This is a genomic window from Massilia orientalis (assembly GCF_030411975.2).
Lineage (GTDB): Bacteria > Pseudomonadota > Gammaproteobacteria > Burkholderiales > Burkholderiaceae_D > Telluria > Telluria orientalis.
Genome location: NZ_JASNRB020000002.1, coordinates 262,694 through 274,575 on the forward strand (window position 1 = coordinate 262,694; position 11,882 = coordinate 274,575).

At 70.2% G+C, this 11,882-nt stretch carries 11 protein-coding genes; 7 read left to right on the top strand and 4 right to left on the bottom strand.

What is annotated here, in order from left to right; translation table 11 throughout:
* Positions 1–123: 123 nt before the first annotated feature.
* Positions 124–2,772, top strand: coding sequence for an aminopeptidase N (gene pepN / locus QPK29_RS03240; RefSeq protein ID WP_371769669.1), 2,649 nt, complete (start codon positions 124–126; stop codon positions 2,770–2,772).
* 2 nt (positions 2,773–2,774) lie between these two features.
* Complete coding sequence (locus QPK29_RS03245) at positions 2,775–3,620, top strand: hypothetical protein (RefSeq protein WP_371769668.1); 846 nt, start codon at positions 2,775–2,777, stop codon at positions 3,618–3,620.
* Between the two features lie 19 nt (positions 3,621–3,639).
* Here QPK29_RS03245 and QPK29_RS03250 read toward each other — a convergent pair whose 3' ends face one another.
* The gene (locus QPK29_RS03250; protein WP_400189720.1) at positions 3,640–4,029 is read right to left on the bottom strand and encodes a hypothetical protein; all 390 of its coding nucleotides are present in this window, start codon (positions 4,027–4,029) and stop codon (positions 3,640–3,642) included.
* Between the two features lie 121 nt (positions 4,030–4,150).
* Here QPK29_RS03250 and QPK29_RS03255 point away from each other — a divergent pair, with 121 nt between their 5' ends.
* Both QPK29_RS03255 and QPK29_RS03260 read left to right on the top strand, forming a co-directional pair.
* Positions 4,151–5,017 (top strand): endonuclease/exonuclease/phosphatase family protein, encoded by an 867-nt coding sequence (locus QPK29_RS03255; RefSeq protein ID WP_371769666.1) that lies wholly within the window; start codon positions 4,151–4,153, stop codon positions 5,015–5,017.
* 78 nt (positions 5,018–5,095) lie between these two features.
* A complete protein-coding gene (locus QPK29_RS03260; RefSeq protein WP_371769665.1) occupies positions 5,096–5,542 on the top strand; it encodes an acyl-CoA thioesterase in 447 nt (148 codons plus the stop codon).
* Positions 5,543–5,569: 27 nt separating this feature from the next.
* Here the strand turns inward: QPK29_RS03260 and QPK29_RS03265 are convergent, their stop codons facing one another.
* Both QPK29_RS03265 and QPK29_RS03270 read right to left on the bottom strand, forming a co-directional pair.
* Entirely contained in the window at positions 5,570–5,938 is a 369-nt protein-coding gene (locus tag QPK29_RS03265; RefSeq protein WP_371769664.1) for a hypothetical protein, read from the bottom strand.
* A gap of 126 nt (positions 5,939–6,064) precedes the next feature.
* Positions 6,065–7,354 carry an AMP-binding enzyme gene (locus QPK29_RS03270; RefSeq protein ID WP_371769663.1) on the bottom strand — a complete coding sequence of 430 codons (1,290 nt, stop codon included), beginning with the start codon at positions 7,352–7,354 and terminating at the stop codon, positions 6,065–6,067.
* Positions 7,355–7,520: 166 nt separating this feature from the next.
* Here QPK29_RS03270 and QPK29_RS03275 point away from each other — a divergent pair, with 166 nt between their 5' ends.
* From QPK29_RS03275 to QPK29_RS03285, 3 genes are read left to right on the top strand one after another with little or no spacing between them, the layout of a single operon-like run.
* Positions 7,521–7,907 carry a phosphonate transporter gene (locus tag QPK29_RS03275; RefSeq protein ID WP_371769662.1) on the top strand — a complete coding sequence of 129 codons (387 nt, stop codon included), beginning with the start codon at positions 7,521–7,523 and terminating at the stop codon, positions 7,905–7,907.
* Positions 7,904–9,265 carry a sensor domain-containing diguanylate cyclase gene (locus tag QPK29_RS03280; protein ID WP_371769661.1) on the top strand — a complete coding sequence of 454 codons (1,362 nt, stop codon included), beginning with the start codon at positions 7,904–7,906 and terminating at the stop codon, positions 9,263–9,265. The genes QPK29_RS03275 and QPK29_RS03280 overlap by 4 nt, the downstream gene beginning before the upstream one ends.
* Positions 9,262–11,007, top strand: coding sequence for a putative bifunctional diguanylate cyclase/phosphodiesterase (locus tag QPK29_RS03285; protein WP_371769660.1), 1,746 nt, complete (start codon positions 9,262–9,264; stop codon positions 11,005–11,007). Before QPK29_RS03280 ends, QPK29_RS03285 begins: the two co-directional genes overlap by 4 nt.
* A 7-nt stretch (positions 11,008–11,014) precedes the next feature.
* On the opposite strand, the gene QPK29_RS03290 is transcribed toward QPK29_RS03285, so the two are convergent.
* Positions 11,015–11,845 carry an aldo/keto reductase gene (locus tag QPK29_RS03290; protein ID WP_371769659.1) on the bottom strand — a complete coding sequence of 277 codons (831 nt, stop codon included), beginning with the start codon at positions 11,843–11,845 and terminating at the stop codon, positions 11,015–11,017.
* Positions 11,846–11,882: the final 37 nt, after the last annotated feature.

An 11,882-nucleotide genomic window follows, 5' to 3' on the forward strand; every position in this document is an offset into this window, starting at 1 on the left:
TAAAAAAACCTTCATTCGCGGGCGTCACCGATACGATAACTATTGCTGACATGATATTCTTGTGAGATTCCTACTGGCCGTGGCCACAAGCCGCGGCCTTCGTTCAGCCTCGCAAGGAGTCCCGTGAAGACCTGCCACCCCCGCCTGTTGCCGCTCGCCGTCGCCACCGCGCTGGCGTTTGCCTCATCCCCTGCCGTCCACGCCACCACCCCGGCGCGTGCGGACAATGCCTACCTGTCGCAACTCGACGCGGCCGCCCGCTCGGCGCGCGTGTCCAACGTCGACTACCTGCTCGATTTCACGCTCACCGGCAAGGAGACGTTCAGCGGTACGACGACCCTGGCGTTCGACCTGAAGGATGCGGACAGCCCGCTCACCGTCGACCTCGACAAGGCCACGATCAAGTCGCTGACCGTCAACGGCAAGACCGTCACGCCGCGCTACAACGGCTGGTTCATCACGCTGCCCGCCCAGGATCTGGTCAAGGGCCGCAACACCGTCGTCGTCGCCTACGAGCGTCCCCACAGCACGAACGGCGAAGGCCTGCACCGCATGGTCGATCCCGTCGACGGCCGCGTCTACACGTATTCGCATTTCGAACCGGCCGCCGCGCACCAGATGTTCGCCGTGTTCGACCAGCCCGACCTGAAGGCCACGTACCAGGTGACCGTGAGCGTCCCGGCCGACTGGCAGGTGATCTCGACCACGCGCGAGACGAACGTCGCCCCGGCCGGCGACCTGCGCCGCTGGACGTTCGCGAAGACCAAGAAGCTGAGCCCGTACAATTTCTCGATGCACGCCGGTCCCTACAAGATGTGGGAAGACACGAGCGGCAAATACCCGATGCGCCTGTTCGCGCGCCAGTCGGTCGCCGCGCAGATCAAGCCGGCCGAATGGTTCAAGTACACGAAGGCCGGCCTCGCGTTCTTCGACGATTACTTCGGCATTCCCTACCAGTTCGAGAAGTACGACCAGGTGCTCGTGCCGGACTTCCTGTACGGCGCGATGGAAAACGCCGCCGCGATCACGTTCGCCGAGCGCGGCTTCATGTACAAGGCCGACATGACGGCCGAACAGCGCGCGCGTCTCGCCTACGTCATCATGCACGAGATGGCGCACCAGTGGTTCGGCGACCTCGTCACGATGCAGTGGTGGAACGGCCTGTGGCTGAACGAAAGCTTCGCGTCGTTCATGGGCACGCTGGCGACGGCCGAGGCCACGGAATTCAAGGATGCGTGGCGCGCCTTTTACTCGGACGGCAAGCAGCGCGCCTACGCGCAGGACCAGCGCACCACCACGCACCCGATCGAAGTCCCGGTGCCGTCGACCCGGAACGCGTTCGACAACATCGACAACATCACGTATTCCAAAGGCGCGTCGACCCTGATGCAGCTGCGCCACCTGCTGGGCGCCGATGTGTTCCGCAAGGGCGTGCACAACTACCTCGTCAAATACCAGTACCGCAACGCGAAGCTGGACGACTTCATCGGCAGCCTCGGCCAGGCCGCCGGCCGCGACTTGACGGGCTGGACGAAGGAATGGCTGTACCAGCCGGGCGTCAACACGATCGCCGCGAATTACACCTGCAAGGCCGGCAAGGTCACCGGCTTCACGCTCACCCAGACTGCGCAAAGCAAGGCCCTGCCGACCCTGCGCGAACAACGCGTGCAGGTCGCCGCGTTCCGCCTGGACGGCAAGGACTACAAGCTCGAACGCAACGTCGCCGTCACGTACATGGGCGCTAAAACGCCGGTCCCGGCCATGAACGGCGCGGCCTGCCCCGACCTCGTGTACCCGAACTACGATGACTGGGGCTTCGTGAAGGTCCAGCTCGATCCGCGCTCGTTCGACAGCGCACGCAGCCACCTGGCCTTTGTTGCCGACCCGCTGCTGCGCGCCATGCTGTGGCAAAGCCTGTGGGACGGCGTCCGCGACGGCAAGCTTGCGCTCAACGACTTCCTGTCCACGGCACTCAACAATGCGCCGCAGGAAAAAGACTACACGCTGCTCGGCGACGTGCTCGGCAAGGTCCTTGGTGCGAAGCGCTATCTCGACCTGATGGATCCGCAGGCAGCATACGCCCAGGCGGTCACCCGCCAACTGGAAGACATGGCCTGGACGAGCACCCTCGCAAGCAAGGGCGACGACAACTTCCAGCGCCGCTGGTTCGGCACCTATGTCGACGTCGCCAGCTCGCCGGACGCGCTGCGCCGCCTCGCCGCCCTCCTCGACGGCAAGGAACAGGTAGACGGCCTCGCGATCAACCAGGACCTGCGCTGGGCGATCATCGGCCGCCTGAACCGCTACGACTACCCCGGCGCCGCGGCCCTCGTCGACGCCGAGCAGGCGCGCGACAAGTCCGACGCCGGCCAGGCCGCCGCCCTGACGGCCGTCGTCAGCCGCCCCGACCCGGCCGTCAAGACCGAGTGGCTGGACACCGTGCACGACCTGCAGACGAAGCTGCCGTTCTCGAAGGTGCGCACGGCGATGCAGCACCTGTACCCCGCCGAGCAGCACGGCCTGGACGAACAGACGGCCGGCGCGCGTCTTGCACGCCTGCCGCAGCTCGACAAGACGGCCGGTCCCGTCTTCATGCGCGCCTACGGTGCGGCACTGATCCCGGCCGGCTGCACGCCGGCCGCCGTCCAGCGCCTGCAAGCGGCGGCCGACGCCGGCAAGGACCTGTCCGCCGGCACCCGCCGCGCCCTCGTCGACGCGGTGGAGGACGCCCAGCGCTGCGTCACCATCAAGCAGGCGATGACCGCGCACTGAGCATGCGGCACGGCGCGCACACGCTGCCCAACGCCACGTTCGACGCGCGCCGGCGCGGCGTGCTGGCGGTCACGTGCGCCGTCCACCTGCTGGCGCTGTTCCTGTGGACGCAGGAACGGCGCGTCCTTCCCGTCCGCCCGCCGCCCCGGGCCGTGACGATCCTCCTGCAAACCGAACGTGCCCAGCCAGCGCGGCCGCCGCTGGACGCCGACGTGCACCTGCTGCCCGAGCCGTCCCTGCCGGCCCCACCTTCCATAGCCGCGCCCGCGCTGCAGCCCGAACCCGTGCACCGTGCCGATGACGACGACATACGGCATGCCACCCGGCGCGGCCAGCATGCCGACGTACCTGTCGACGTACCTGCCGACGCCGCGCCCGCCGCCGCACCATCGACGCCGGATGCTCTCGCGCCCAACCCCATCGACACGGCCCAGCCGGTCGCCCCAAACATGAACGCACGCGCGGACGCGCGCGCGGGCGCACGCCCTGCGCCAGGCGGCTTCGTGGCTGGTCTCGCGAAGCAGCAGGCCGGACGCATCGACCGCGAACTCCGCAAGGGCAAACCGGGCGTGCCGACCGAAGCAGATACCCCGGCGGCGCGCTTCCAGCGCGGCGTCGAGGCCGCCTACATCGACCGCACGCTGACCTGGCAGTCGGACACGTACACGTCGCCGGACGGCGTGGTCATCTACCGCTTCCGCCAGGGCAACCGCGTGCGCTGCCGCCGCGCCGGCGGCGTCGGCATGCCCCTTGCCGGGATGCCGGGCACCGGCTCGATCACTGCGGCAAGCGCGGGCGCCGCCGGCGACACCGACTGCCCCAAAGGTGTCGTGTGGAACCAGGACTGATGACCGGTGCCGCCCCGCGCTAGCGCCTTGCCGACCTGGCCGGCCTGTCGCCACTGCCCCCGCCGCCACCTCCTTCCTCGCCATTGCCCGGCTGTTCCGGCGCGCGGCACAGCTCGGCCATCCGTTCCCATGCCCCTTCGGCCTGGCAATGCAGGGGGGCATACGCCTGCAGCGCCTTGGACAGGTCGACCGGCTTCATCTCGTTGACCCGGACGTCGTTGTTCACCTTGATGCACATGACGTCCTGCCACGCCGCCGAGTAATTGCGGGGAATGGGCACCGGCCCACGCAACCTGCGTGCTGCCGTTTCGCACTCGCCCTGCTTCAGGTACTGCCCCCGCAGGTTGGCCTGGTCGAGCGTCACGTCCAGGCCCTGCTGCAGGTACAACAGAAGAATCATCGTGTACATCGTCACCTCTCCGTCATTTGCATAGACCGTACGCCGGTCCGGCGGTTCGCTGCGCACGCCTGAGCTGGATCAGTCCGCGGCATCGGTGCCGCGCTAGCCTGACGATCTCGAAAGGACGGCCATGCTCACACTGCTCACCTGGAACATACAATGCGCCCGTACGCCGGACGACGGCGCCGACCTCGACCGCGTCGCCGACCGCGTGCTGGCGTTCGGTGCCCGTTTCGACATCCTGCTGCTGCAGGAAGTCGGTTGCGGCCTGCCCGCGCGCGACGGCCGGCCGGTCGGCGACCAGTTCGCGGGACTCGCCCGGCGCCTCGACCACCTGCACGCCGCGTCCGCGTTCGCCCTCGACACGCGCAACCCGGACGGATCCCCGCGCCGCCTGGGCTGCATGACGTTCGCGCGCGGCCACATCGTCCACGTGCGCCGCCACGCCCTGCCCTGGCCGCCCGATCCCGGGGTGCCTGCGATGCCCCGTGCCGCCCTCGAGACCGTCATCGCGACGGCGGATGGCATGTTGCGCGTGCTGAACATCCACCTCGAGTATTTTTCGGCGCGCCAGCGCATGGCCCAGGTCGAGCATCTGCGCGCACTCCAGGCGGAAGCGCACGCGCACGCGGGCGTCTCCGGCGCGCGGGCGGCGGCGCCCGACGGTCCGGGCGGCGTCCCGTTCGCGCCGCTGCCGCATCCCGCCGCCGCCGTGCTCGCCGGCGACTTCAACATGGCGCCCGGCTCGGATGGCCACGCACGCCTGCTGGCGCCAGGGCCGGACGGCGGCCCCCTGTGGCGCGACGCCTGGGAACTGGCGCATCCCGGCGAACCGCATGCGCCGACCGTGGGGCTGCACGACACCTCGGCCGAACTGCCCTGCACATTCGACTACGCCTGCGTCAGCCCCGCGCTGGCGCCACGGGTGCGCAGGCTCCGCGTGGATACGGCCGCGGCCGGATCCGATCACCAGCCGCTGCTGCTGGAGCTGGCATGAGCAGCGCGGCCGTAAAGACCATCCTGTGCGCGCGCCGACGTAGAATAGACGGCACCGCAGCAACTGGAAGGACTTTTCTTGGATTGGGATTACCCGCACCCGTTCACCCTGCCCCGCGTGCCCGAAGCGGCCGACATCGACGGGCTGAACCACACCAACAACGCCGTCTACGTCCGCTGGTGCGAACAGGCCGGGTGGGCCCACTCGGAAGCACTGGGCCTGTCGCTGGACGATTACCGGCGCCTCGACCGCGCCATGGCGATCCGGCGCGGCGAATACGATTACCTGCTGCCGACCTTTGCGGACGAAGCGCTCGTGCTCGGCACATGGCTCGTCGCGGGCGACGGCAAGCTGGCGATGGGGCGCCGCTTCCAGCTCGTGCGCGAACGCGACGGCGCGACGGTGCTGCGCGGCCGCTGGGATCTCGTGTGCATCGAACTGTCGAGCGGCCGCCCGCGTCGCATGCCGCGGGAATTCCTGGACGCGTACATGACGGTGGTGGTGGACGCGCAGGCCGCGTCCTGACGCGGCACGGAGCAGCGTTCGCGCGCGTCAGCCGCAATTCCCCTGCTGTGCCCGCACGAGCCAGCGCAACGCACCCCACAGCAGCAGGATGGCGATCACCGACGACGCCCCCAGCACCAGCAACGTGAGGTCGTACAGGGCGTTGCCGAAGATCCAGGCGCCGCCCGACACGACCGTGAAGATGTTCGCGAACACGAAGAATTTCGCGGCCGTCAGCAGGCAATGCCGTGCCGCCCGGTCGCGGACGGCCGGGTCGGCGGACTCGAGGTCCCGTTCCAGCGCCTGCGACGCGGTACTGGCGCTTTCCAGATACCGGTAGATATAGCTCGCGACCACGCTGCTCGCCACGCCCACGAGGACGAGGACGACGTCCTTGGCTTCGATCTGGATGTTCATGGTCTCGAGTCTGTTGGTCCACCATCCGGCCGGCTGCCGTCGATGTTGGAGTGGAACAAGGCCGCAAGATTCCGTGCGCGCAGCCGCCAGGCCGATGCGCTCAAGCACCGCCGGCGCGCGCTGGCGTCACTCCGCGTCGATGATCCAGTCCGCCGGCTTGCCGCTGGCCTGGCGCGGCAGGCGCGGGCCGAACGTCCACGCGGCGGGCCGCTCGGGCGCCGTCAGCCGTTCCGCGATCCACGCGGGCAGATCGGCGCGCAGCGCGTCGGCGTCGGCACCGGGTTGCGGCACGACGAAGGCTTTCAGGCGCCGGCCTTCGTCGGGCCGCATCAGCCGCACCGCCGTTTCGCGTACCTGCGGATGCCGGGCCAGCACGTCCGCCACATAGGCCGGGAACACGTTCATGCCGCCGACCTGAACCGCGTCGTCGATGCGTCCCGCGGGCAGGAAATGCGTGCCGTCGGACCAGTCCAGGCGATCCTGCAGCGGATAACGCCGTGGCATACCGTCCGGCAGCGTGCGCGCCAGCGTGGCCGGATCGTCCGTGCGGGACCAGTACGGCAGCAAGGTGAACGGATCGTCTGCCCGGTCGCGCCAGCCGACGCCGGCCGTTTCCGAGCTGCCGTAGACCTGCAGCAGGCGCAGGCCGGCGGCGGCCAGCGCAGCGGCGAGCGCATCCGGACATGGCGCGGTCGACGTCACGCCGACGATATCCGCGCCGAATGCCGGCGTGACCCGTGCGGCCGCTTCCCACCACCCCGGGTGCGCGACGACGAGGTCGCCGGGCCGCACCAGGCTGGCCAGTGCGGCCGGACCGGCCCGGCGCACGTCGATCACCTCGACAGGCTCGGCCGCGCCCGCGAGCCACCGCGGCATCAGCACCGTGAACAGGAAGCCGTAGATGTGGTGGCTGGGCACGGCACTCAGCACACGGCGCCGGCCCGGCACGAGCGACGCCAGCACGGCCACCTCCTGCTCCAGCATGGCGAGCGCATGCGTACAACGCTTAGGGCTGCCGCTGCTGCCCGACGTGCGGAACGTCAGGGCAGCCTCGTCAGTGCCCACGCCGGCTGCCGCGCACGCGTCCAGTCCCGCCCGCGCACTCGCGATCCAGTCGCCGCTGCATGGCCGGGAGAGCAATTGCTCGTCGATGCCGCCGTGCTGCAGGTGCAACGTCTCGACGAGCGCCGTGCCCAGGCCCATCAGCTCCAGTGAATCGACGCCCAGGTCGCGCACGAACTGGGTCTCAGGCAACCACGGCGCGGTCGACACCGGCCGGCCGGGCCGCATCTGCGCCAGCTCGGCGGCGAGCAGGTCCGTGACGACGCGGCGCAGCGCATCGCCGCGCGTCCACCACGCGTCCGGGCAGGCGCCGCGCCCGGTGGCACTTGAGGCAAAATGTGATCGTCCCGGCATGATGTTCCGTCGTCGATGACCGCGCAGACTATGACGGGCCGGCACGCCGCTGTCAAATGCGTACGGACGCGCCAATGTGACATGCGCGCACGATTGGTTTGACAGAGACATGGCGCCATGTCACCATGCCTTTCTTCCCTGCAACACCATTCCGCTGGAGCTTCCCATGACCGCCAACCTGTCCTTCGCCACTCCGGACCTGCACGCGCGCCTCGCGCAACTGGCAGGGGACGATCTCGACGGCCTCGATTTCGGCGTGATCGGCTTCGACGGCGACACCACCGTGTGCCAGTACAACCGTACGGAATCGGAAGCGGCCGGGCTCACGCCGCCGCGCGTGCTGGGCCAGCCGCTGTTCACGAACGTGGCCCCCTGCCTGAACAATTTCATGGTGGCGCAGCGCTTCGAGGATGCCCAGGACGACGGCACGACGCTCGACGACACCATCGACTACGTGCTGACCCTGCGCATGCGCCCGGTAAAAGTCGCCCTGCGCCTGCTGGCCGCGCCCCATACGCCCGTGCGCTACGTGCTCGTCCAGCGCAAAGCATGACGGCGGGCATCGACATGCGCGCAGGCGACGTGCGCATAGGCGACATGCGCGCAGGCGACGCCTACGACCGCCTCGCCGCCGAGCACGAGGCGCTGATGCAGTTCCTGTACCTGGCCCCCGTCGGCCTCGTGCAGACGGCGGCCGACGGCGAGATCCTCATGATCAACCCGGTCTCGGCCCAGCTGCTGATGCCGCTGCAGCAGGACGGCAACCTGGTCAACCTGTTCGACGCGCTCGCGGGCGTCGCGCCCGAACTGCGCCACTTGTGCGCGGCGTTCGCGCGGCCCCGCGGCATGCTGTGCGACGGCCTGCACATCCACGTCGACGGCCGCACGCCGCAGGTGCTGTCGCTGACCCTGCTGAAGCTGGACGGAACGCGCCTGATGGCCGTGCTGGCCGACGTCACGCAACAGGTGCGGCGCGACCGCCAGCTGCGCCAGAACGAGGCGTGGCTGGGCGCCCTCCTTACGAGCATCACCGATTACGCCCTCGTCGGCCTGGACGGCGCCGGCCGCGTCAGCGCGTGGAACGAGACGATCGCGCGCGTCACCGGGCATGGCGAAGACGTCGTCGGCCAGCCGTATTCCGTGTTCTATCCGCAGGGCGCGACGACGTCCGACCACACCCATGACCGCCTGCGCGAGGCCGACCAGAACGGCTGGAGCCTCGACGAAGGCCCGCGCGTACGCGCCGACGGCAGCGAGTTCTGGGCCAGCGCGATGATTTCGCCGCTGCCCGACCGCGACGCGGACGTGGCCGAGCCGGGCGAAGCCGCGTACTGCCTCGTGCTGCGCGACGTCAGCGACAAGCGCGAGGCACTCGATGCGCGCCGCAAATCGCTGTTCTGCGACCACCTGACCGGCGTCGCCAACCGCCGCGCGTTCTTCGAAGCGGCGGAACTGGAACTGGACCGCAACCGCCGCGCGCCGCGGCCGACGGCCCTCGTCCTGCTCGACGCCGATCACTTCAAGCGCATCAACGACCGCCATGGCCACGCCGGCGGCGACGCCGTGCTGCGCCACCTTGGGCAGCTGCTGGCCGCCACGTTCCGCCAGGTCGACGTCGTCGCGCGCGTCGGGGGCGAGGAATTCGCCGTGCTGCTGCCGTCGACCGACCTCGATGCCGCCGTCGCCGTGGCCGAACGGCTGCGCGGACTCGTCGCCGGCCGCCCCGTCGCGTACGACGGCGCGCACATCGCGTGCACTGTCAGCGCCGGCGTCGCCGTGTGCGACGGCGAGGCGCCCGGCCTGGACGGCCTGATGAAACGCGCCGACCAGGCCCTGTACGCCGCGAAGGCGGCGGGCCGCGACCGCGTCGAACGCTGGCATCCGGCCCTGGCCAGCGAGGCGCGCCGATGATCGACACGAACAAGGTCGACGCCTACGAGGCACTGGTCCAGTTTCTCTACCGCGCGCCCATCGGCCTCGTGCAGGCGGGACTGGACGGCACGGTCGACATGCTGAACCCGATGTCGTCCAGCCTCCTGATGCCGCTCGCGCGCGACGGCAGCCTCGATAACCTGTTCACGGTGCTGCAGGACGTGGCGCCGCAGCTGCGCGCCATGACGGCGGACTTCGCGGCGCCGTCCGGCGTCGTGTGCGAAGGCCTGCGCGTGCAGCTGGGCGATGCGGCCGCGCCGGGCGGACCGCAGGTGCTGTCGCTGAGCGTCCTGAAACTGGACGGGACGCGGCTGATGGCCACCGTGACCGACGCCACCGCGGAAGTGCAGCGCGAGCAGGAGCGCCTCGCGCGCCGCCTGCGCAGCCAGGCGCGCACGGACGCGCTCACGCGCATGCCCAACCGCGAAGCCGTGCTGGAACAGCTGCAGCAGATGCTGGGCCGGGCCCCGCTTGCCGACGGCGGCGGCTTCGCACTCATGTTCATGAATTGCGACCGCTTCCGCCAGGTCAACGACGCGCTGGGCCAGGCGGCCGGCGACCGCCTGCTCGTGCAGATCGGCGACCGCATCCGCGCCACGTTGCGTCCGCCGAGCGACCGCATCGACCCGCACGCGGGCGCGGGCCAGATGGCGGCCCGCGTCGGCGCCGACGAATTCGCCGTCGTGCTGGACGGCCTGCGCAGCCGCGGCGACGCCGAGCGCGTGGCCGCGCGCCTGCTCGACGCGCTGGCGCGGCCGCATGCGCTGCACGGCCAGGATATCGTCATCCGCCTGAGCATGGGCCTCGTGTGGAGCGCCGACGCGGGCGCGTCTGCCGGCGAGATGCTGCGCGACGCCAGCATCGCGATGGTCGAGGCCAAGCGCGCGGGCGGAGCCCGCTGCATCGCGTTCGAGACCGCGATGCGCGAACGGGCCGCGCGCCGCGCCGACATCGAATCCGACCTGCGCCAGGCCCTCGTCGAGGACCAGCTGTTCGTCGTCTACCAGCCCGTCGTCGGACTGCGCCCGGACGGCGCCACCGACCATGCCGCCGGCGTCGAAGCGCTCGTGCGCTGGCGCCATCCCGTGCGCGGCGTCGTGCCGCCCATCGAATTCATCCAGGTGGCGGAGGAATCGGGCCTCATCGGCGCGCTGGGCGACTTCGTGCTGCGCAGTGCATGCCGCGACTTCGCCGCGTGGCAGCGCGACCTGGGCGAACGCGCGCCGCGTTTGCTGGCCGTGAACCTGTCGCGCGCGCAGCTGGCGGAACCGGGCTGGCCCGCCGTCGTGCGCGACGTGCTGGCGCAGAACGGCATGCGTCCGGACCAGCTGCAGCTGGAAGTGACGGAAAGCCTGGCGGCGCAGGACCAGCAGGTGCAGCAGCGCCTGCACGAACTGAAGGCCATCGGCGTCACGCTGGCGCTGGACGATTTCGGCACCGGCTATTCATCGCTCTCCAGCCTGCACCAGCTGCCGGTGGACACGGTCAAGATCGACCGCTCGTTCGTGTGCCAGGCCGACACCAGCCACCACCACCGCGTGCTGATCGAGGCGACGGTGAAGGTGGCGCAGAGCCTCGGCATGAGCACGGTGGCCGAAGGCATCGAGACGGAGGCGCAGGCCGCCGCCGTGCGTGCCCAGTCCTGCGCCAAGGGCCAGGGCTATCTGTTCAGCCGTCCGCTCGCCTCGCCCGACCTGCTCGACTGGCTGACGACCCGCTGAACCGCGTTCAGCGCATCGCCAGCGGCCGGCGCCGGCCGGGTGGCGGAAAGCCCGCGTCCAGCAGCGCCAGGTCGTCGGCCGTGAGTTGCGGCGCGAGGTCGAGCGCGGCGCGGTTGGCGCGCACGTGGGCCGGCTGCACGGCCTTCGGAATCGTGACGACGCCGTCCTGGCGCAGCAGCCACGCGAGCGCCACCTGGGCCGGCGTGACGCCGTGGCGACGCGCCACCTCGCCCAGTTGCGGACGGGTCAACAGCGGCGTTTGCCCGGCCGGCGTCGATTCCAGCGGCGAGTACGCCATCACGGGGATGCCGCGCTCGCGGCACCACGGCAGCAGGTCCCATTCGATGCCGCGCTGGACCAGGTTGTACAACACCTGGTTCGCCGCGATGCCCGATCCGCCGGGCAGCGCGGCCGCTTCCAGCATGTCGTCCGTGTCGAAATTCGAGACGCCGTAGGCGCGGATCTTTCCCTCATCGCGCAGGCGCTCGAACGCCTCCAGCGTCTCCGCCAACGGCACGCCGCCGCGCCAGTGCAGCAGGTAGAGGTCGAGATGGTCGGTGCGCAGGCGCCGCAGGCTGCGCTCGCACGCGGCGCGCACGCCCGCGCGCGACGCATTGTGCGGGTAGACCTTGCTGACGAGGTAGACATCGTCGCGGCGGCCGGCGATGGCTTCGCCGACCACTTCCTCGGCACCGCCCTCGCCATACATCTCGGCCGTGTCGACCAGGGTCATGCCGAGATCGAGGCCGAGCCGCAGCGCGGCCACCTCGGCCGCGCGGGCGGACGGGTCTTCGCCCATGTTCCAGGTGCCCTGGCCGAGGATGGGGAGTGGGTTCATGGCGGTCTCCGGCTTCGAAAACACGAAGATACCGCAA